17 protein-coding genes are annotated in these 19,996 nt (G+C 63.7%); 8 read left to right on the top strand and 9 right to left on the bottom strand.

The window, feature by feature from the left end; translation table 11 throughout:
* Nucleotides 1-9: 9 nt before the first annotated feature.
* A complete protein-coding gene (fabI, locus tag XH88_RS19855; RefSeq protein WP_271669933.1) occupies nt 10-831 on the bottom strand; it encodes an enoyl-ACP reductase FabI in 822 nt (273 codons plus the stop codon).
* Between the two features lie 172 nt (nt 832-1,003).
* Here fabI and XH88_RS19850 point away from each other — a divergent pair, with 172 nt between their 5' ends.
* Nucleotides 1,004-1,492, top strand: a complete 489-nt coding sequence (locus tag XH88_RS19850; protein WP_271669932.1) for a sigma-70 family RNA polymerase sigma factor — start codon at nt 1,004-1,006, stop codon at nt 1,490-1,492.
* A 106-nt stretch (nt 1,493-1,598) separates the two neighbouring features.
* Nucleotides 1,599-2,369 carry an anti-sigma factor family protein gene (locus tag XH88_RS19845; protein ID WP_271669931.1) on the top strand — a complete coding sequence of 257 codons (771 nt, stop codon included), beginning with the start codon at nt 1,599-1,601 and terminating at the stop codon, nt 2,367-2,369.
* 425 nt (nt 2,370-2,794) lie between these two features.
* Here XH88_RS19845 and XH88_RS19840 read toward each other — a convergent pair whose 3' ends face one another.
* Nucleotides 2,795-3,757, bottom strand: a complete 963-nt coding sequence (locus tag XH88_RS19840) for a J domain-containing protein (protein ID WP_271669930.1) — start codon at nt 3,755-3,757, stop codon at nt 2,795-2,797.
* A gap of 109 nt (nt 3,758-3,866) precedes the next feature.
* On the bottom strand, nt 3,867-4,268 hold the full coding sequence (locus XH88_RS19835; RefSeq protein WP_271669929.1) for an RT0821/Lpp0805 family surface protein: 402 nt from the start codon (nt 4,266-4,268) through the stop codon (nt 3,867-3,869).
* Between the two features lie 113 nt (nt 4,269-4,381).
* Between XH88_RS19835 and pdxH the strand changes: the two genes are divergently transcribed.
* Together pdxH and XH88_RS19825 are read left to right on the top strand one after the other, a co-directional pair.
* Nucleotides 4,382-5,023 carry a pyridoxamine 5'-phosphate oxidase gene (gene pdxH / locus XH88_RS19830; RefSeq protein ID WP_271669928.1) on the top strand — a complete coding sequence of 214 codons (642 nt, stop codon included), beginning with the start codon at nt 4,382-4,384 and terminating at the stop codon, nt 5,021-5,023.
* Nucleotides 5,024-5,062: 39 nt separating this feature from the next.
* Nucleotides 5,063-5,815, top strand: coding sequence for an SDR family NAD(P)-dependent oxidoreductase (locus XH88_RS19825; RefSeq protein WP_271669927.1), 753 nt, complete (start codon nt 5,063-5,065; stop codon nt 5,813-5,815).
* Nucleotides 5,816-7,235: 1,420 nt separating this feature from the next.
* Here XH88_RS19825 and XH88_RS19820 read toward each other — a convergent pair.
* Nucleotides 7,236-8,213 (bottom strand): magnesium transporter CorA family protein, encoded by a 978-nt coding sequence (locus tag XH88_RS19820; RefSeq protein WP_271669926.1) that lies wholly within the window; start codon nt 8,211-8,213, stop codon nt 7,236-7,238.
* A gap of 339 nt (nt 8,214-8,552) precedes the next feature.
* On the opposite strand from XH88_RS19820, the gene XH88_RS19815 reads away from it, so the two are divergent.
* The gene (locus XH88_RS19815) at nt 8,553-9,239 is read left to right on the top strand and encodes a L,D-transpeptidase (protein WP_271669925.1); all 687 of its coding nucleotides are present in this window, start codon (nt 8,553-8,555) and stop codon (nt 9,237-9,239) included.
* Nucleotides 9,240-9,273: 34 nt separating this feature from the next.
* Here the strand turns inward: XH88_RS19815 and XH88_RS19810 are convergent, their stop codons facing one another.
* Nucleotides 9,274-10,404 (bottom strand): extensin family protein, encoded by a 1,131-nt coding sequence (locus XH88_RS19810; protein ID WP_271669924.1) that lies wholly within the window; start codon nt 10,402-10,404, stop codon nt 9,274-9,276.
* Between the two features lie 65 nt (nt 10,405-10,469).
* Between XH88_RS19810 and XH88_RS19805 the strand changes: the two genes are divergently transcribed.
* The 3 genes from XH88_RS19805 (at nt 10,470) to XH88_RS19795 (ending at nt 14,509) form a co-directional block, all read left to right on the top strand.
* Nucleotides 10,470-12,098, top strand: a complete 1,629-nt coding sequence (locus tag XH88_RS19805) for a fatty-acid--CoA ligase (protein ID WP_271669923.1) — start codon at nt 10,470-10,472, stop codon at nt 12,096-12,098.
* Nucleotides 12,099-12,249: 151 nt separating this feature from the next.
* Entirely contained in the window at nt 12,250-13,458 is a 1,209-nt protein-coding gene (locus XH88_RS19800) for an ABC transporter substrate-binding protein (protein WP_442868456.1), read from the top strand.
* 196 nt (nt 13,459-13,654) lie between these two features.
* The gene (locus tag XH88_RS19795; RefSeq protein WP_271669922.1) at nt 13,655-14,509 is read left to right on the top strand and encodes a DUF1499 domain-containing protein; all 855 of its coding nucleotides are present in this window, start codon (nt 13,655-13,657) and stop codon (nt 14,507-14,509) included.
* 7 nt (nt 14,510-14,516) lie between these two features.
* Here XH88_RS19795 and XH88_RS19790 read toward each other — a convergent pair whose 3' ends face one another.
* The 4 genes from XH88_RS19790 to XH88_RS19775 all read right to left on the bottom strand — a co-directional run bounded on the left by XH88_RS19790 (nt 14,517) and on the right by XH88_RS19775 (nt 19,950).
* Nucleotides 14,517-15,440 (bottom strand): MBL fold metallo-hydrolase, encoded by a 924-nt coding sequence (locus XH88_RS19790; RefSeq protein WP_271669921.1) that lies wholly within the window; start codon nt 15,438-15,440, stop codon nt 14,517-14,519.
* Between the two features lie 149 nt (nt 15,441-15,589).
* Nucleotides 15,590-16,804: an acyl-CoA dehydrogenase gene (locus XH88_RS19785; RefSeq protein ID WP_092298263.1), complete on the bottom strand. Its 1,215-nt coding sequence runs from the start codon at nt 16,802-16,804 to the stop codon at nt 15,590-15,592.
* A gap of 135 nt (nt 16,805-16,939) precedes the next feature.
* Nucleotides 16,940-18,016 (bottom strand): 3,4-dihydroxy-2-butanone-4-phosphate synthase, encoded by a 1,077-nt coding sequence (gene ribB / locus XH88_RS19780; protein WP_271669920.1) that lies wholly within the window; start codon nt 18,014-18,016, stop codon nt 16,940-16,942.
* 203 nt (nt 18,017-18,219) lie between these two features.
* On the bottom strand, nt 18,220-19,950 hold the full coding sequence (locus XH88_RS19775; RefSeq protein WP_271669919.1) for a cation:proton antiporter: 1,731 nt from the start codon (nt 19,948-19,950) through the stop codon (nt 18,220-18,222).
* Between the last annotated feature and the right edge of the window lie 46 nt (nt 19,951-19,996).

Raw genomic sequence — 19,996 nt, 5'->3', positions numbered from 1 at the left:
GGGTGGTGATCAGTCCTTCGGCGCCGCGCCGGATGTCTCGGGCCGGCCCATCCCCAACACGTTGTAACCGGAATCGACGTGATGGATTTCGCCGGTGACGCCGCGCGACATGTCCGACAGGAAATAAACCGCGCTGTCGCCGACCTCCTCGATCGTGACGTTGCGCCGCAGCGGCGCGTTGACCTCGTTGTACTTCAGCAGCAGGCGGGAGTCCGAGATGCCGGCGAAGGCCAGCGTCTTGATTGGACCGGCGGAAATCGCATTGACGCGGATCGCCTTCTCGCCGAGATCGGCGGCGAGGTAGCGCACGCTCGCTTCGAGCGCCGCCTTGGCCACGCCCATCACGTTATAGCGCGGCATCCATTTCTCGGCGCCGTAATAGCTGAGCGTGAGGATCGAGCCCCCATCGGCCATCAGCTTCTCGGCGCGCTGCGCGAGCGCAGTGAGCGAGTAGCAGGAGATCAGCATCGACTTGGAGAAGTTTTCCGCCGTGGTGTCGACGTAGCGGCCGTCGAGCTGCTCGCCATAAGCGATCGCGTGCACGACGAAATCGATCTTGCCCCACTTTTCCTTGAGGGCGTCGAAGGCCGCATCGATCGTCGCGGCGTCGGTGACGTCGCAATGACCGAGGACAAGCGCGCCGACTTCGGCGGCGAGCGGTTCGACGCGCTTCTTCAACGCATCGCCCTGATAGGTGAAGGCGAGCTCGGCACCGGCGGCCTGGCATGCCTTGGCGATGCCCCAGGCGATCGAGCGGTTGTTGGCAACGCCGAGGATGACCCCGCGCTTGCCTTGCATCAGTCCTTGCATCAGAGCTGAATTCTGCGCCATTTCTTCACGTCCCGTCGAACTGGATCAAGGTCTGGAGGTACACCAGCCCTCCCCGTCGGTACAGTCCTAATACGCGGCGTTAACGCTGTTTGCAGCGCCGGAATAGCCGTTCCGTTCGGGTGTTATGATGGCTATAGGCGCTCGCGCCTGATGTGAAGGACGTCAAGACGGCATGAGCGCGTTTCGCCAGAGCGTGGAAGCCATGATCCCGGCGTTGCGCCGCTACGCCCGCGCGCTCACGCGCGATGCTGATGCGGCCGACGACCTGGTGCAGGACACACTGGTGCGTGCGTTGCGTTCGGAGCGATTGTTTCTGGGAGGCGATGTCAGGAGCTGGCTCTATACGATCCTGACCAACCTCAACAAGAACCGGCGGCGCTCGCTGGCAAGGCGCCCGCAATTCATGCAACTGACGGAGAACAATCCGGATGCCAGCGGGACGGAGGCTGAGGGGCGCGACATCGAGAAGGCGCTCTCGACGCTGGTCGAGGAGCAACGTTCGGTGCTGCTGCTGGTGATGCTGGAGGGCATGAGCTACCGCGAGGTCGCCGACATCCAGAGCGTGCCGATCGGCACCGTGATGTCGCGCCTGGCGCGTGCCCGCGCACACGTCAAAGCGTCGCTGGAGGGTGAGCGGCCGGCGCTCAGGCGGGTAAAATGATGGCAGGATTGATGCATCGCGCGTGCCGCGCCTCCTGCACGGAGCGAGAAGCAGCGCAGTTGAACCGCGTGAGATATTTTGGGCCGCAGAGCCAGAGACGACCGATATGAACGACCGTAAGATTCCAGTCACCGAAGACGAGTTGCACGCCTTTGTCGATGGCGAGCTGCCGCCCGAGCGCCGCGTCGACGTCGAGGCCTGGCTTGCCGCGCACCCAGAGGATGCCGAGCGGGTGCAGTCCTGGCGCATCATGGCCGAGATGCTGCATGCCCGCTACGACGGCGTCGCCCAGGAGGCGGTGCCGGCCCGGCTCGAGCTCGAGCGGCTGGAGCGCCGTCCGCGGCAATGGCTCTACGGGGCGGTGGCGGCCACGCTGGTTGCCTTCGTCGCCGGCGGCACGGCCGGCTGGGTCGCGCATGGCGCCGCCAATGCGCCCTCGACCTTCCAGAGCTTTACAGCGGACGCGCTCGACGCGCACCGCCTTTATGTTGTCGAGGTCCGCCACCCCGTCGAGGTCCCGGGCAATGAGCGTGACCATCTCCAGGCGTGGCTGACCCGTCGCTGCGGCTGGACCGTGTTCGCGCCGAACCTGGAGGCGAGCGGGCTGAAGCTGGTCGGCGGACGGCTGCTGCCGGGACCCAGCGGCCCGGCTTCATTCCTGATGTATGAGGGCACCTCGGGCGAGCGCTACACGATCTACACCGCCAAGACCGAGACCGGCGAAACGCAGATGCGGTACGCGAGGACGAACAAGGACGAGGCGCTGTTCTGGGCCGAGCGTGGCGTTGGCTACGTCGTCAGCGGCGGCACCGACCGCGATCGCCTGACCAAGGTGGCGCAGGCCGTGTACGACCAGACCGAGAAAAACGGCGGCTAAGCAGCCGCGCAACTGCGGTGCCTCGATTCCGTCATTGAAAATCTGGAATCAGGACATCGGCGCGTCTCATTATCGCACCGGGTGTTCACGCGATTATGAGTAGCGTTCGATCCGCCGATCGACGCGGGCGGCCTCGATTGGGGTTTTTGGTACCGCGCTGGTCCCCCTCTCGAGGCCGCACCTTTTTATCGGCTGCCCCGCCGGACAGTCGATACGACAGGCACTTGAAGCGCTACCACGCTTCAGGCGTATGATGGGCATCATCTCCTCGACGACGCCCTAGGCTTTTAGGAGGCCCCCTTCAGTTCCAATCTCTCGCCCTAAAGCGCGATGGCTCGCGCTTTAGCCTGTCACTCGCGCATGATCTCGCCGCAAAACTGCTCCGCACTTTGCGCTAACGCGGTCCTCCGGGTCCGGCTCATGCTTTAGCCAAGCCCGCTACGTGGATTGTAGGGGTGTTGGTCCCGCCACTTCTCCATCAATGCCTCAAGCTCGGCGTCGTTCCCGTCCGGTAGCATAATCCTGATGGTCACGAAGAGATCCCCGGTTCCACCCGATTTCGGCAGACCCTTTCCTTTGAGGCGGAAGGTCCGGCCGCTGGAGGTGTTTTTCGGGACCGATAGTTCCACGGCGTTGCCGAGCGTGGGCACGCGGACCTTGCCGCCGAGCACAGCTTCATAAAGCGTGACCGGCAGGTCGATCCTGAGGTCGGCCCCCTCGATCTTGAAGAACGGGTGCGGCGCGATGTTGATCGTGATCAGGAGATCGCCGGGCGGGTGACCTTGGGCAGTCTCGCCCTGCCCCCGGAGACGAATCTGCTGACCCTCGATGACACCGGCCGGAATCTTGACATTGAGTTCCTTGCCATTCGGCAGCCGGACGCGCTTCTCGCCACCCTTGACGGATTCCTCCAACGAGACGGACATGGCGACGTTGACGTCGAGATCGAGCCCAATCCCGCCGGTGTCGAATTCGAACTGGGCGCCACCGCCGGCACCGGGCCGCGCGCCGCGCATCCCACCGCCGAACATGCTGTTGAGGATGTCCTCGAACGCGCCCGCGCCCTGGCCGGGACCTGCACCGCCGCGGAAGCTATAGCTCTCGAAACCGCCGGGACCGGCGCGACCGCGCGGCCCGCCGCCGCCAGGAAAGCCCTGGAAGCGCGGCTTGCCCTCGGCGTCGATCTCGCCGCGATCGAACTGCTTGCGCTTGTCCTCGTCGCCGATGATCTCGTTGGCCGAATTGATCTCGGAGAAGCGCTCGGCGGCCTTGGGATCACCCTTGTTGCTATCTGGATGATGCTTCTTGGCCAGCTTGCGATAGGCGCTCTTGATCGCGGCAGCGGTAGCGCTCCGCGGCACCCCCAAGACCTCATAGGGGTCGCGCATCCGTCACGTCTCCTCTCGAGAAATCGAAATGTTCAAAGGGCACCCCGCCCCACCTGAGCCTCATGTGGGGGCGAGTGGCATTTTTGCAACTAGTCAGTTCAGCCGAATCCTAGCGACGCCACGGCTTTAGCGTATGAATCTCCCAACGGCCACGGCTGCTTTGGCAACCGGCACCCTGGAGCCAGCTTTCGGTAGCGCCGTTGACGTAGCTCGCCAGGAAGTCGCGGCACTTGCGGCCATCCTCGGCGGCGTAGGATTGCGCGATCGGCGTCACCGAGCCGCGCGCACCGGTCTCCGGATTTTCCCAGTGCTGGCTGGCGTCCTTGTCACCCATGCTCAGCACGTCGGAGGCGGCGTTGCGGGCGAAGGCCAGATCGGTCTCGGTCGGCGGCGCGTCCTTTGCCGGCCGTGTGATCGACCCGGTGAGGTCATTGTCGTCGGCCTTGGCGTAGGCGTCTGGGCGGGACAGGCTGCAGCCGCCAGCGCCCAGTCCGATCAGAATCATTGTCATGGCAAGGCCCGACGGCCGCATCGCCGATAGGCCAACGCGTCCCCATGCCCTATATAGGGCAAGAGCAGACAACAGCGCGCTTTGGGCCGCGGGACGCAATTCGGACTCCAGACATGACCGACACGACCTCGATGAAACACCAGACACCCTTAACATCCGGTGATTTCACCGCCGCCGATGAGCCATTTGCGCTGTTCGAGGCCTGGTTGAACGAGGCGATCAAGAGCGAGCCGAACGATCCGAACGCCATGGCGCTCGCAACGGTCGATCCTGACGGCCTGCCCGACGTGCGCATGGTGCTGATGAAAGGCTTCGATACCGAGGGGTTTGTCTTCTACAGCCACATCGCCAGCCAGAAGGGCCGCGAACTCGCCGCAAATCCTAAGGCAGCGTTACTTTTTCACTGGAAGTCGCTGCGCCGTCAGGTCCGCATCCGCGGCAACGTGACGCCGGTGACCGACGCCGAAGCCGACGCGTATTTCGCCACGCGGCCGAAGCAGGCGCAGATCGGCGCCTGGGCGAGCAAGCAGTCGCAGCCGCTCGAGAGCCGCTTCGCCTTCGAGCAGGCCATCGCCAAGGTCGCCGCCAAGCACGTGATCGGCGAGGTGCCGCGGCCGCCCGGCTGGAGCGGCTGGCGCATCACACCCATACGTATCGAGTTCTGGCACGACCGCCCGTTCCGTTTGCACGACCGCATCGAATTTCGCCGTGACGCGACCGGCCAACCATGGTCCAAGACGCGGATGTATCCCTAGAGTCTTTTCTCGATCTTTGGGCCGACCTGAAAGATGTCCATGCCGCATTCGTCCAATGCGCCGCGCCGCACGCTGCTCCTGACCGGAGCGAGCCGCGGCATTGGCCACGCCACCGTGATCCGCTTCTCCTCGGCGGGCTGGCGCGTCATCACCTGCTCGCGGCATCCCTTCCCCGAGGATTGCCCGTGGGACGCAGGGCCTGAGGATCACATCCAGGTCGACCTCGGCGACCCCGAGGACACCGCGCGCGCCATCACCGAGATCCGCAACCGGCTCGAAGGCGGCACGCTGCATGCGCTCGTCAACAACGCAGCGATCTCGCCGAAGGGCCCCGGCGGTGCCAGGCTCGGCTCCGTCGACACCGACCTCGACACCTGGACCCACGTCTTCAACGTCAACTTCTTTGCACCGATCATGATGGCGCGCGGATTGATCGAGGAGTTGAAGGCGGCCAAGGGCTCCGTCGTGAACGTCACCTCGATCGCGGGCTCGCGGGTGCACCCCTTTGCGGGTGCGGCCTACGCCACCTCGAAAGCGGCGCTCGCCGCGCTGACGCGCGAGATGGCCTCCGATTTCGGCCGCGTCGGCGTCCGCGTCAACGCGATCGCACCGGGCGAGATCGACACCTCGATCCTGTCGCCCGGCACCGAGAAGATCGTCGAGCAGCAGATTCCGATGCATCGGCTCGGCACGCCCGACGAAGTCGCCAAGATCATCTACGTGCTGTGCACGGACACAAGTTCGTACGTGAACGGCGCCGAGATCCATATCAACGGCGGCCAGCACGTCTGATCCGATGCTTCGCATCGCTCGGGGCGCTGCCTCCGCGGCACGAGCGAAGTTTTGACGCACGACCCTTCCGCATCGTCGTTGCGAGCGCAGCGAAGCAATCCAGAGTCTTTCTGTTGAGGGATTCTGGATTGCTTCGCTGCGCAATGACGGAGTAAGGGGTGACGGCATCACTCCTCCAGTGCACATTTTGAATCGCAAGACACACTTTCGCAGCCTCGCGGCGCGTTTCGCCCGAGCTGTGCGTTGTCGTTCCGCCCTCTCGGACCGAGAGGGCGCAGGGAAGACCGGGTGCTGACCTCGCACCCGCGGTCTGCTGCGCAAAAATGTAGCGCAAAAAGACCGCACAGCAGCATACAGGTGTGGCCAAACACTCGGCCTTCCCTGCGCGATGGTTTGACGGCTTATGCCGCGCTCTCCCGGGAGCCGAATTCCTTCTGGCCTCCCTCGCCCCGCGAATTGACGATGCGCTTCACCCGGTTGGGCTCCCCGCACCTCCGCGACAGGCTTGACCGTAGCAACGACGGCCGGGACCACACGGTTTTGCCGTACGCACGGTTCGCTTGATCGCCGCATGATCGTCCGGCTTCGTCGACGTTGCCGGACGCATGATGGCGAGAACGAACCTGACAGCGCCGCTCGTCTGCACGCGGTTTTCGGGCTCACAGGGACTACCCGCCCTGCCCGCTACCCTCTCGTGCCGACGCTGCCGCGTCCACCGCAAACCCGGCTCGCAATCAAGACGACTCGAGACCGCCCCTCAAGGATGAGCCGGGATGGGCGAAACATACGCGATTTCCGAATTTCGGTAAAGTGGAATATTTTCGTCAAGGCCGCTTGACGCCCATGCAGGTGTTTTGCCTGTCGGGCACCCCTCAGCTTTGATGAAGCCATCGGCTTCGCGGAGACAGCGACTGAATTTGAAAGAATGCCGGGAAGCAAGGCGATCCAGACAACGCCGCCGCAAGACTGGATCGCCCGCTCTTCCTTCCGCTCCTTAGTCCAGCCGAATCCGACGCGACCTCTTGCGTGACCGCGGAGCGGCCGTGCTGAACGCAGTCGAGCAGTCGTCGTCGTTCTCGCCATCGAGCAGCGGAGCACCACAGTGCCGGCACATGCGTGCGGACAACGCCGGCGCCTTTCCGCTCGCCACGATCCGACGATAACTCGTCAGGTCGATGACGTTGCGGGGCGTCGTTATGTGTTTTTCAACCATGGTTGTTCCTCGCGGCTAACCCGCTGCTTATCGCAGAGAAGTTTCGCGCAAACGTTCAGCCCACCGCTCAAATTTTACCGGAGGAATTGCAGCACGGCACACGCATCACAGCACAGCCGCAATGGCGATCTATTCTGCGACACCATCAGCCTTGTCTTTGCGACCGGCGTAAGGTCTCGGTCACTATTTCGGAAAGCGCAGGCCGGCTCAGAGCCACTTCTTCCACTTGAAGATCCAGTAAGGGACGATCGCCGCGAACAGCATCATCACGATCGCCATCGGATAGCCGTGCGTCCATTCGAGTTCCGGCATCACCTTGAAATTCATGCCGTAGATCGAGGCGATCAGCGTCGGCGGCATCAGGACAACGGCCATGACCGAAAACAGCTTGATGATGTTGTTCTGCTCGAGATTGACGACGCCGAGCATGGCGTCGAGCACGAAGGTGATCTTGCTGGAGAGATAAGAGGCGTGGTCGGTCAGTGAGGCGACGTCACGCTGCATGGTCTTGAGCTGCTCGCGCATGTCCTTGGACCATTTCACGCCTTCGACCACCGCCGAGAGGAACGTGACGACGCGGCCGATCGACACCAGACTCTCGCGGACCTTGGAGGTCAAGTCGCCCTTGCGGCCGATCGAGATCAGAATCTGCGAGTATTGCTTGGCGTGGCCGTGGCGCTCGCTCTCGGGCTCGAAGATGTCGTGGCTGACCTGGTCGATCTCCATGCCGCAGCGCTCCAGAATATCGGCGCAGCGGTCGATCACGGCGTCCAGGAGCTCCATCAGCACCATCTCGCCGGTGACGGCGGGGGTGCAGGACCGGGCCAGCTTGGCTTCGACCAGCACGAACGGCTTGGGCTGGTCGTAGCGCACCGTCACAAGGCGATGGTCGCCGAGGATGAAAGTCACCGCCGTGGTCCGGGGCATATCGGTATCGGAGTGGCACATCAGCGTTGCGGTCATGTAACGCGCGCCATTCTCGATATAGAGGCGGCTGGAAATCTCGATCTCCTGCATGTCCTCCCGGGTCGGGATCGCGATCCCCAGCAGCCGTTCCACCGCCTTGTCCTCGGCCGCGGTCGGATTGACCAGGTCGACCCACACCGCGTGCTCCGGCACCGCCGCGAGATCGTCGACAACGGCCTTCTTCAGCGAGGAGTCGGAAGGAACGAACACAGAAAACATGAACAACTCCAGCAGGGGCCTGCGACAGAATGACAGCCCCTTAGCGCGATTCTGACAAGTTCATGATGACAACCACATTAACGGACAGTTCGCATTTGTGGCGGCTGCGTGTCACAACTGTGGCGCGAAATCGACAACTGTGCTTTTCGCGCCAAAACACCGGCCGAATGACGCAAAACTTGCGGCAAAAAAGCCACAGGTCAGGTCTCGCAGCGCGGGATAAGCCCCTAAATGCTGGAATTGTGGCAGATTTCAACGATAATGAAATCAACGGAGTCGAAGGCCTCGGGTGCTACGCTTTGAGGACCTGCGCGGTATTGTTTTGATTGGAACCAAACCATGTCGTCGCTGAAAGTTATGTTGGGAGTTTTGGCCGCCGGTTTCATGCTGTCGGGCTGCATGCAGGCCACGCATTACGAAGCCACCAACACTCAGAATTTCAAGCCGAAGGACAAGGAACTGCTTGCCAAGATCCGGTACGAGAATACCCCGGTGGCGGAACCGTTCCGTCGCGCCATCGTCGACTATCACCGCAAGGAGTCGCCGGGCACCATCGTGGTCGATTCCGACAATCACTACCTTTACTACGTGATGGATGGCGGCAAGGCGATCCGCTACGGCATCACTGTCGGCGAAGAGGCCATGGCCTGGTCCGGCATCGCCAAGGTCGGCAGCATGACCGAATGGCCGGCTTGGCACCCGACCCCCGGCGAGATCTCGCGTCTGGGCGTGCCGACCTACGTCGCACCCGGTCCGGACAATCCGATGGGCTCGCGCGCGATGTATCTCTATTCGGGCGGCAAGGACACGCTGTTCCGCATTCACGGCACCAACCAGCCGGAATATATCGGCGCCTCGATCTCCTCGGGCTGCATCCGCCTGACCAACGAGGACGCCATCGACCTCTACAACCGCGTCAAGGTCGGCACCATCGTCGTGGTGCTCGAGCCGAAGCACGGCGACTCGCCCTACAATTCGCGCCTCGCGCTCCAGGGCGGCGGCACCGGCCAGGCCGGCAGCTACTGAACACTGCCGATCTGCTATTTCAAAAGCGCCGATTTCACCGGCGCTTTTTTGTTGCAGGCTTCCGTATCCGGATCTTATCCGTCGACTTGTCCTCAGGCGCGGCCGGCTTCTCTGCCCCTTGCTGATCGGCCTCTTCTTTCGATTCCGGCTCGGCCGCGACATCGCGCGGCGGCGCCTCCTCGGGGCGCTGGGCCGGCAGCAGAGGCGCAACCTGGGGCAAAGGGTCCCAGACGTTCCACTGGCAGATCCGGTAGTCGTTGCGTCGTTGCGCCAGGTCGAGATGGACGTGGTCCTCATGGTACCAGTCCGAGCCCGGGCCGAGCACGGTGGAAAAGCGCGAGCAGACCGAATGCAGCACGCGTTCGCGCACGTCGCGCGCGATGGTGCGGTCGGTCAGGCCGATCGATTGCCCGTTGGCGAGCTTGAGCGCGCGGACGTCGAGTGCGTTGGCCTTGCCGTGCTCGGACAGCATTGCGCCGGCGACGCGGTTGCGGCCGCGGCACTCAAAACTGTCGAAATTGTCGAGGTCGGTGATGGTCGAGCCGAGGCTTGCGGCCAGCGGCACCATGTCGGTGCGGACCCAGTCGGCGATTGCAGTCGCCATGGTGCAGCGGAGAATCGCCGCCGGCTTGACCGCGACCTTGCGCTTGTCCGGCAGCACGATCGCTTCCAGCCGCACCAGATCGACGCCGCCGCAATCCCCTGGGCCGCGGATATCGGGGATGGACGGCGCGATCGCGATCTCCTCGGTCAGCGCGAGACGGCACGCCGAGAGCTGCTTCTCGGGCGGCGGCGCAGCCTCGGCCGGCTTCTCGGGCTTGTCCGGGGAAGCCTTGTCAAGGGAAGGCTTCTCAAGGGAAGGCTTCTCAAGGGAAGGCTTCTCCAGGGAAGGCTTGCCTTCGGCCTGCGGCGCGGCCTCGTCCGTCGCCTTCGGAGCCTCCTGGGGACGCGGCTTTGGTAGCGGTATCTTGGTGGCGTGGACGCTCCGGTGTGGCCGTGGCGCGCCAAAACCAAAGATATCGAACGGCGCACCATGGGTTCGTGCCTCCGCCCGATCCGCGAGAACAAACGCAAGCCCCACCGCAGCGGTAACCATTGCCGCGCCCGCGGACATATTGCCGCGACAAGACCATTTGCGGCGAAAGTCCGGCAGGCTAAAACTCATGACAATTCTTTGGCCCTGCGCTGAGAGCGACAATGCGCCCAGCGACTTCTCGGAGGAACGTCTGAATGCTCGGTTTGATGCAAGATTGGCCCCTGCTCTGCCACCGGATCATCGAACACGCCGCCAAGATTCACGGCAGGCAGGAGGTTGTCACGCGATCGGTCGAGGGACCGATCCATCGCACCACCTACGCCGAAATCCACAAGCGCGCACTCAAGGTCTCGCAGATGCTGGAGCGCGACGGCATCAAGCTCGGCGACCGCGTTGCCACGATCGCCTGGAACACCTGGCGCCACCTCGAAGTCTGGTACGGCATCATGGGCATCGGTGCCATCTGCCACACCGTCAATCCTCGGCTTTTCCCCGAACAGATCGCCTGGATCATCAACCATGCGCAGGATCGCATCGTGATGGTCGACCTCACCTTCGTCCCCGTGCTGGAGAAGCTCGCCGACAAGCTGCCGAGCGTCGAACGGTACGTCATCCTCACCGACAAGGCGCATATGCCCGAGACCGCGTTGAAGAACGTCGTCGCCTACGAGGACTGGATCGCCGAGGCCGACGGCAAATTCAAATGGAAGGACTTTGACGAGAACACGGCGGCCGCGATGTGCTACACGTCGGGCACGACGGGCGATCCGAAGGGTGTGCTGTATTCGCATCGTTCCAACGTGCTGCACGCGCTGATGGCCAACAATGTCGATGCGCTCGGCACCAGCGCCTCCGAGACAATGCTGCCGGTGGTGCCGCTGTTCCATGCCAACAGCTGGGGTATCGCCTTCTCCGCGCCCTCGCAGGGCACCAAGCTGGTGATGCCCGGACCCAAGCTCGACGGCGCCTCGGTCTATGAGCTGCTCGCCACCGAGAAGGTGACGCACACCGCCGGCGTGCCCACGGTGTGGCTGATGCTGCTCCAGCACATGAGCGCCAACAATCTGAAGCTGCCTCACCTGAAGATGGTGATCTGCGGCGGCTCGGCGATGCCGCGCTCCATGATCAAGGCCTTCCTCGATATGGGCTCGAACGTCCGCCATGCCTGGGGCATGACCGAGATGAGCCCGATCGGCAGCGTCTCGGCGCTGAAGCCGCCGTTCAACGACGCGACCGGCGATGCCAGGCTCGACGTGCTCCAGATGCAGGGCTACGCGCCCTTCGGCGTCGAAATGAAGATCACGGACGATGCCGGAGCGGAGCTGCCCTGGGACGGCAAGACTTTTGGCCGCCTCAAGGTCTCCGGCCCCGCGGTCGCCAAAGCCTATTACCAGATCGACACTAACATCCTCGACGAGGACGGCTTCTTCGACACCGGCGATGTCGCGACCATCGACGAGGGCGGCTATATGCGTATCACCGACCGCTCCAAGGACGTGATCAAGTCCGGCGGCGAATGGATCTCCTCGATCGACCTCGAGAACCTCGCGGTCGGCCATCCGGCCGTCGCGGAGGCCGCCGTGATCGGCGTCTTCCATCCCAAATGGGACGAGCGTCCGCTGCTGATCGTGCAGCTCAAGCAGGGTCAGCAGGCCACGCGCGAGGACATCCTGAAATACATGGACGGCAAGATCGCCAAATGGTGGATGCCCGACGACGTGGCCTTTGTCGAAGGCATCCCGCACACCGCGACAGGCAAGATCCTGAAGACCGCACTACGCGACCAGTTCAAGGAATATCGTTTCCCGAACGCGGCGGCGTAAAGCCCACGGCCAGCCCGGTTGACATCGGCCCCTGCCCGATCGCGCAGGGGCCTTTTTCGTTTGCCCTCACGCGACCAAAGACCAATTGGAGCCGACCCGGCGGCTCCCTAACGTCGCGCCGCACTTCAAGCCAATAGAGGGAACGCTCAAAATGAAAATGTCTGCGCTGCGAATGCTGCCGTGGCTGCTGGCCGCGTCGATGGCGGCCACCACAGCCGCAAAGGCGTCTGATAACAAGGTCGTGATCGGCGATATCGATGACATGTCCGGCCTCTACGCCGACGTGATCGGCCCTGGCGGCGTCGAAGCAGCCAAGATGGCGATCGACGATTTCGGCGGCAGCGTCCTCGGCAACAAGATCGAATTCATGGTCTCGGACCATCAGAACAAGCCCGACGTCGGTGCGCAGAAATTCCGGGAATGGGCCGACCGCGATGGTGTCACCATGATCCTCGGCGGCTCGAACACCGGCGTCAGCCTGGCGATGAACAATGTCGCCAAGGAGAAGAAGATCCCCTTCATCGCGATCGGCGCCGCCGGTGCATCGCTGACCGGCAAGGACTGCACACCCTACACCGTGCACTACGTCTACGACACCACGGCGCTGGGCAACGGTACCGCCAAGACGATGGTGAAGCAGGGCGGCAAGACCTGGTTCTTCCTTACGGCAGACTATGCCTTCGGCACGCAGTTGCAGGATTCCGCCTCGAAGGTCGTCGAGGCCAATGGCGGCAAGGTGGTCGGTGCAGTGCGCGTGCCGCTTTCGACCTCCGACTTCTCCAGCTATCTACTTCAGGCCCAGAACTCGGGTGCGCAAGTACTGGGCCTCGCCAATGCCGGCAACGACTTTACCAACTCGATCAAGTCCGCCGACGAATTCGGCATCGGCAAGACGATGAAGCCGGCCGCGCTGCTCGCCTTCGTCAGCGACATCCACAGCCTCGGGCTGAAGACCGCGCAAGGCCTCTATCTCACCACCGGCTGGTACTGGGATCTCAACGACAAGACCCGCGCCTTCGCCAAGCGTTACTATGAGAAGACCAAGCGCGAGCCCACCATGAACCAGGCGGGCTACTATTCGGCCACCATGACCTATCTCAACGCGGTCAAGGCGGCCGGCACGACCAACGCCGACAAGGTGATGGCCGAGCTCAAGAAGATGAAGATCGACGACATGTTCACCAGCAACGGCAAGATCCGCGCCGACGGCCTGATGGAGCATGAGATGTACATCATGCAGGTGAAGAAGCCCGACGAATCCAAGCAGCCCTGGGACTATTACAAGCTGGTGCAGGCCATGTCCGGCGAGGAGGCCTTCGGGAAGCTGTCGGACTCGGCCTGCCCGCTGGTCACGCACTGAGCCTGCCCCCGAAATCAGGCGTCACATGAGAGGCGCACCCACCGGGGCGCCTCTTTCTGCTGGCAGGCTGCCCCGGCCTTTCACGTGTTCAGAACGGGGGATAAACCGCTTTCCAGCCAAGCGGAAAATGCGCTAGGTCAGCTTGCTGCCGTCGGCCCCTGCCCTTGCCGGCGACTCATATCGGTGATGGAACGACATGGCCCGCAGGTTTTCCGCTCCCTATCAGTCGGAGCCCGTGTCCAGCCTCGCGACCTGGGCGCGCAATCTGGCCGTGTTCGCGGTGGTGGCGGTGGTGGTGTCGGTCATCATCGTCCGCTTCGACTTCCTGGAGATGAAACCGGCGCTGGCCACCTTCTTCGGCGGGCTCGCGATCGCTGGACTGTCCATCCTGTTCGGCCTCGCCGGCTTTGCCGCGATCTGGCAGAACGGCTCGCGCGGCATGGCGCGCATCCTGCTCGCCTTCCTGATCGACGGGGCGATCCTCGCCTATCCTGCCTATCAGGCCCTGCTGTACCGCACGCTGCCGCATATCTACGACGTCACCACCGACCCGATCGACCCGCCGCGCTTCGATGCGCTGTCGCGCCTGCGCACCGGGGACGGCACCAACACCGCCGTTTATGCCGGTCTCTATTCGGCCGAGCAGCAGCGCCGGTTCTATCCTGACATCGAGCCGATCGAGCTCGAGATCTCAGTCGACCGCGCTTATGCGATCGCGCGCCAGCTGGTCATCAAGCGCAAATGGACCGTCATCGACGAACGCGAGCCGCAGCCGCCGCGCCGCATCGGCCGCATCGAGGCGGTGGCGCGCACGCCGATCATGGGCTTTCGCGAGGACGTTTCGATCCGGGTCGTGCCCGACGGCGACGATTCCCGCGTCGATATCCGTTCCGCCTCGCGCTATTTCGACAGCGATCTCGGCAGCAATGCCGCGCGCGTGACCAAATTCATCGATGATCTCAACACCGCAGCCGACGCCGATGCCCTCAAACCGGCGAAGAAGACCCCGGTGGCGCCGCCGAAGGCGCCGGCAAAGACGGTGAAGAAGTAGCGGCGCACTAGGCGCTTGCCATCCGGTAGGTCCCGCCGATCACCGGATCGCCGTCCGTCGCGACAACGCCGCGCGCGACGAGGTCTTCCAGATGGGCCAGCACGGAATAACCGGCGGCCTTGGTCAGCCTGGGATCGATGCCGATATAGATGGCGCGCACCATGGTCGGGATGTCGGTCTCGCCCTTGGCGAGGCGGTGCAGGATCGAGGCCTCGCGTGCCTTGCGGTGGCGGATCAGGAAGCGCACGAAGCGCTGGCCCTCCGGAATTTCAGGGCCGTGACCGGAGAAATACAGATCTTCCTCGCGTGCGGCGAGCCGATCGAGCGAGTCCATGTAGTCGATCATCGAGCCGTCGGGTGGGGCCACGATCGAGGTCGACCAGCCCATCACGTGGTCGCCGACGAAGTTGAACTTTCGCTCGGGCCAGGCAAAGGCAAGGTGGTTTGCGGTATGGCCGGGCGTCGCCACGGCCTCGAGCCGCCAGCCTGCGCCTTCGACGACATCGCCATGGGCGATCCTGATGTCGGGTACGAAGTCACGATCAGAACCCGATTCCGGACTGTGCTTCTCGCTCTCGAAGCGCGGCCGCGAGGCGCGATGCGGGCCCTCGGCGTAGACGGCCGCCCCGGTCGCCTGCTTGATGCGCGCCGTGTTGGGCGAGTGATCGCGATGGGTGTGGGTGACGAAGATATGGCTCACCGTCTCGCCGCGGACGGCATCGAGCAGCGCCGCCGCATGGGCCTCGTCATCCGGACCGGGATCGATGATCGCGACGTTGCCCTTGCCGACGATGTAGCTGACCGTGCCGGTGAAGGTGAACGGGCTCGGATTGTTGCAGAGCACGCGTCGCACGCCGGGGCGGACTTCCTCGACAAGGCCGGCCTTCAGCGGAAAGTTGCGGTTGAACGGGACATCGTCGTTGTCGGACATGGCTTGCTCATACCTTGCTGACTTCGTCATGCCCGGCCTTGTGCCGGGCATCCACGTTCTTTCTGGTGGCCAGACGTGGATGGCCGGGACAGAGCCCGGCCATGACGCACTTGGAAAGTTCAGTCGCAACCCGCGCGGCGGTCAGTCACTTAGAAAAACGCCTGAATGCCCGTGATTGCGCGGCCCAGGATCAGGGCGTGGACGTCGTGGGTGCCCTCGTAAGTGTTGACCGTCTCGAGGTTATGGACGTGGCGCATCACGTGGTACTCGATCGAGATGCCGTTGCCGCCATGCATGTCGCGCGCGGTGCGGGCGATGTCGAGCGCCTTGCCGCAATTGTTGCGCTTCATGATCGAGATCATCTCGGGGGCGAACTTGCCCTCATCCATCAGGCGGCCGACGCGAAGCGAGCCCTGCAGGCCGAGCGCGATCTCGGTCTCCATGTCGGCGAGCTTCTTCTGCACCAGCTGGGTCGCCGCGAGCGGCTTGCCGAACTGCTTGCGATCGAGCGTGTACTGGCGGGCGCGATGCATGCAGTCCTCGGCGGCCCCGAGCGCACCCCAGGAGATGCCGTAGCGGGCGCGGTTGAGGCAGCCGAACGGGCCCTTGAGGCCGGAGACGTTGGGCAGCAGCGCGCTTTCGGGCACCACGACGCCGTCCATCACGACCTCTCCGGTGATCGAGGCGCGAAGGGAGAGCTTGCCGCCGATCTTCGGCGCCGAGAGGCCCTTCATGCCCTTCTCCAGCACGAAGCCGCGGATCTGGTTGTCGTGCTCGGCCGACTTGGCCCAAACCACGAACACGTCGGCAATCGGCGCGTTGGAAATCCACATCTTGCTGCCGGTGAGGCGATAGCCGTCCGACACCTTTTCAGCGCGGGTCTTCATCCCGGCCGGATCGGATCCGGCATCGGGCTCGGTCAGGCCGAAGCAGCCGACCCACTCGCCGCTGGCAAGCTTCGGCAGGTATTTCTTGCGCTGGTTTTCGTCGCCATAAGCGTAGATCGGATACATCACCAGCGAGGACTGCACCGAGTTCATCGAACGATAGCCGGAATCGACCCGCTCGATCTCGCGCGCGACGAGGCCATAGGCGACGTAGCTCGCATTGGCGCAGCCATATTCCTCCGGCAGCGTGATGCCGATCAGACCAAGCTCGCCCATCTCGTTGAAGATCTCGCGGTCGGTCTTCTCTTCCAGATAGGCCTTGGTGACGCGCGGCAGCAGCTTGTCCTGGGCGTAGGCGCGCGCCGTGTCGCGCACCATGCGCTCGTCCTCGGTCAGCTGCTCGTCGAGCAGGAACGGATCGTCCCACTGGAAGGATGCCGCAGCCGGCTTGTCCTTGGTCTGAGGGCGCACGCTCATGAAACGTCCTTTCGCGTCTGGTTCCGTCTAAAAATTGCCGGACAAATTAATGCGCCGCGGCAACAAGTGCAATTGCGTCCTGGTTTCGGTCATTCCGGGGCGCGCAAAAGCGCGAACCCGGAATGACACTGCGTGTCAGCTTTCGAGCTGCTCGTTGGCGACGATCTCGATGCCGAAGCCCGACAGGCCCTTGTAGTCGTGCACCGACGAGGTGAGATGGCGGATCGAGGTGACGCCGAGATCGCGCAAGATCTGCGCACCAACACCGACCTCGCGCCACTGGCGGTTGCGGTCCGCTTCCGTCGCGGTCTCATCCGGCAGCGGCGACACGGGAACGCCGGCCGCGCCATCGCGCAAGTACACCAATACACCCCGGCCGGACTTCTTGAAGTGCTCGAGCACGGCCGCCATGCGCTTGTGGCCGGTGAAGGTGTCCTTGACGATGTTCGGCTTGTGGAAGCGCGTCAGCACGTTCTTGCCGTCGCCGACGCCGTTGTAGACGAAAGCGACGTGGGCGATGGAATCGAACGGCGAGCGGTAGGCATAGCCCTGAAGCGGACCGATCGGGCTGTCGGTCGTGAAGGTCGAGACCCGCTCGATCAGCTTCTCGCGGGCCTGCCGGTAGGCGATCATGTCGGCGATGGTGACGTGCTTGAGCTTGTGCCTGGCGGCGAACTGAGAGACCTGCTCGCCCTTCATCACGCTGCCGTCGTCGTTCATGAGCTCGCTGATGACGCCGACCGGCGGCAGGCCGGAGAGCTTGCAGAGATCGACCGCGGCTTCGGTATGGCCGGAGCGCAGCAGCACGCCGCCGTCCTTGGCGATCAGCGGGAAGATGTGGCCGGGCCGGGCGAAGTCGTTGGCGCCCACATTGGGATTGGACAGCGCCCGGCAGCAAGAGGCGCGCTCTTCGGCCGAGATGCCGGTGCCGCCATCGGGCTTGTAGTCGATCGACACCGTAAACGCGGTGGTGTGGGCGGAATCGTTGTGGGCGACCATCGGATCGAGCCGCAGCCGGCGCGCATCCTCGGTCGTGATCGGCGCGCAGACGATGCCGGAGGTGTGGCGGATGATGAAGGCCATCTTTTCCGCCGTGCAGAATGAGGCGGCGACGATCAGATCGCCCTCCCCCTCGCGATCCTCGTCGTCGGTCACTACGACGAGTTCGCCCCGGGCAAAGGCCTGCAAGACTTCCTGGACGGTATCGGGCATGTCCCAATCTCTATCAATTATGGGCCGGAGGCTTCGCCGGACGCCTTAGCCGGACGCCTTAGCCGGACTTGGACCCCAGCGCTAGTGTCCTTGATGCAATCGCATATGCCCGGAGGCCGCTTCCAGGCGAGCTTTCAGGCTTGCACCGAAGATACCAGCGATATAGGCGCGCCTTACCCGGACGGAAGCCGGCTGCACGCCAGTCAGGGCAGCACCTCGCGCCGTTCGCTCAGCCGCAGATCGAGCTCGGCGCGCTTGTCGGCCAACAGGCCCGCCTGGGCGGCCTCGATCACCGTAAACAATTCATGAGCGTCGCTGAGCCGGGTCACGGTGACATAGCTGGCACCAGCCGCATAGAGCTCGCCGACGTCGGACAGGAGATCGGCCGTGGCCACGATCAGGGCCTTGGGGTTGAGGGTTCGGACGTGGCGGACCAGCTTCTCATTGCTGGCGCCCTTCAACAGCGCGTCCGGCACGCTGAGGATGATCATCTCGGATTTGCCGATCCCGGCATGGAGCAGCGTATCGACATTGCTGATGTCGCCATAGATCACGTGCAGGCCGCGCGAAAGCAGGGTCTGGTACACATTGGGGTTGAAGTCGACCACCGTGATCTGCTCCAGCAACACCGGGGTTTGGCGCTCGATCTCGGCGAGCAGCGCGCTCGCCGCACGGAAAAAGCCGAGGATGACGATGCGGCGCGCCTCGCCATGTCCGCCCTCATGCCCCTCATCGGTGTGGCCGTTGTCATGGTCGAGATCGCGCAGGCCGATCCGCTTGAGGGGGCCGATCGCCCAGCGGGTGATCTCGTCGCTTCGGGTCATGACGAAGGTCGAGAGCACCGCCAGGACCACGAAGGCGAAGGAAGCCGCATTCGCCGTCTCCGGCGCGATATGATTGTCGGTGACGCCGGTCTGGATCACCACCAGCGAGAACTCGGATATCTGCGCCAGGTTGATCGCGGGCAGCAGGCTCGCACGCAGGCCCTGCTTCATCAGATAGAGCGGCGTGAAGGTGGTGACGAGGCGACTCACCACCGTGAAGGCTGCAATCATCAGGGCCAGCCCGATCACGGAAAGGCCGGGCACGGGAATGGTCATGCCCAGCGCCACGAAGAACAGCGTGATGAAGAAATCGCGCAGCGTCGTCACCTTGGCCGTGACGTCGAGCGCGTAAGGGAAGGTCGAGAGCGAAACGCCCGCGATCAGAGCGCCCATCTCGCGCGAGAGCGCAAGCTGCTCGGCAGTCTCGGCGACCAGGAAGCACCAGGCAAGCGCACCGAGCAGGATCAACTCGGGACGACGGGCGATCTGGTGGAACAGCCGCGGCAGCACGTAGCGGCTCACGAGCAGCGCGGCCGCGACCAACACCACGGCGCGCCCGATCGAGAGCAGGATGACGCCGACTTGCAGGTTCGCAAGGCTCGGCTGCACCGCCAGGAACAGTATGGCAAAGATGTCCTGGAGCACCAGCACGCCGAGCGTAATGCGACCGGGCAAGGTGTCGAGCTCGCGCTTCTCGTAGAGCACCTTGACGATGATGACGGTCGAGGAGAGCGCGCAGGCGATGCAGAGATAGAGGGCATCGAAATGGCCGCCGCCGAGCGACAGACCGAGCCCCGCAAAGAACAGGATGCCGAGCAAACAGCCGCCGAGGAACTGGCCGCCGGCCGCAAACAGGATCACCTTGCCCGCCCGCACGATCTTCTTCAGGTCGATCTCGAGGCCGATCATGAACAGCATGAAGATCAGGCCGAGCTCGGAGATGACGCTGATCGATTCCTGCGACTTGACCCAGCCGGCGCCGAATGGACCTATGCAGAAGCCGGCGATAAGGTAGGCGAGGATCAGCGGTTGCCGGGAGAAATGGGCGAGCAGGCCCAGCATCCAGGCGAACAGAATACAGAGAGTGATGTCGCGAATGAGCTCGTGCATGCCAGACCGGTCCGTTTTGTCGCACCCTAGAGACCGAGTGCAGCGC

Source organism: Bradyrhizobium sp. CCBAU 51627, assembly GCF_028128765.1.
In the GTDB taxonomy this organism is placed as follows: Bacteria; Pseudomonadota; Alphaproteobacteria; order Rhizobiales; family Xanthobacteraceae; genus Bradyrhizobium.
Note: the sequence above shows the minus strand (reverse complement) of the source record. Positions and strands in the feature narration are given on the sequence as shown.

Excerpts from the sequence above, each read along its gene's own strand:
- fabI (WP_271669933.1), bottom strand. The coding sequence starts at position 831 with ATGGCGCAGAATTCAGCTCTGATGCAAGGACTGATGCAAGGCAAGCGC.
- XH88_RS19850 (WP_271669932.1), top strand. The coding sequence starts at position 1,004 with ATGAGCGCGTTTCGCCAGAGCGTGGAAGCCATGATCCCGGCGTTGCGC.
- XH88_RS19845 (WP_271669931.1), top strand. The coding sequence starts at position 1,599 with ATGAACGACCGTAAGATTCCAGTCACCGAAGACGAGTTGCACGCCTTT.
- XH88_RS19840 (WP_271669930.1), bottom strand. The coding sequence starts at position 3,757 with ATGCGCGACCCCTATGAGGTCTTGGGGGTGCCGCGGAGCGCTACCGCT.
- XH88_RS19835 (WP_271669929.1), bottom strand. The coding sequence starts at position 4,268 with ATGACAATGATTCTGATCGGACTGGGCGCTGGCGGCTGCAGCCTGTCC.
- pdxH (WP_271669928.1), top strand. The coding sequence starts at position 4,382 with ATGACCGACACGACCTCGATGAAACACCAGACACCCTTAACATCCGGT.
- XH88_RS19825 (WP_271669927.1), top strand. The coding sequence starts at position 5,063 with ATGCCGCATTCGTCCAATGCGCCGCGCCGCACGCTGCTCCTGACCGGA.
- XH88_RS19820 (WP_271669926.1), bottom strand. The coding sequence starts at position 8,213 with ATGTTTTCTGTGTTCGTTCCTTCCGACTCCTCGCTGAAGAAGGCCGTT.
- XH88_RS19815 (WP_271669925.1), top strand. The coding sequence starts at position 8,553 with ATGTCGTCGCTGAAAGTTATGTTGGGAGTTTTGGCCGCCGGTTTCATG.
- XH88_RS19810 (WP_271669924.1), bottom strand. The coding sequence starts at position 10,404 with ATGAGTTTTAGCCTGCCGGACTTTCGCCGCAAATGGTCTTGTCGCGGC.
- XH88_RS19805 (WP_271669923.1), top strand. The coding sequence starts at position 10,470 with ATGCTCGGTTTGATGCAAGATTGGCCCCTGCTCTGCCACCGGATCATC.
- XH88_RS19800 (WP_442868456.1), top strand. The coding sequence starts at position 12,250 with ATGAAAATGTCTGCGCTGCGAATGCTGCCGTGGCTGCTGGCCGCGTCG.
- XH88_RS19795 (WP_271669922.1), top strand. The coding sequence starts at position 13,655 with ATGGCCCGCAGGTTTTCCGCTCCCTATCAGTCGGAGCCCGTGTCCAGC.
- XH88_RS19790 (WP_271669921.1), bottom strand. The coding sequence starts at position 15,440 with ATGTCCGACAACGACGATGTCCCGTTCAACCGCAACTTTCCGCTGAAG.
- XH88_RS19785 (WP_092298263.1), bottom strand. The coding sequence starts at position 16,804 with ATGAGCGTGCGCCCTCAGACCAAGGACAAGCCGGCTGCGGCATCCTTC.
- ribB (WP_271669920.1), bottom strand. The coding sequence starts at position 18,016 with ATGCCCGATACCGTCCAGGAAGTCTTGCAGGCCTTTGCCCGGGGCGAA.
- XH88_RS19775 (WP_271669919.1), bottom strand. The coding sequence starts at position 19,950 with ATGCACGAGCTCATTCGCGACATCACTCTCTGTATTCTGTTCGCCTGG.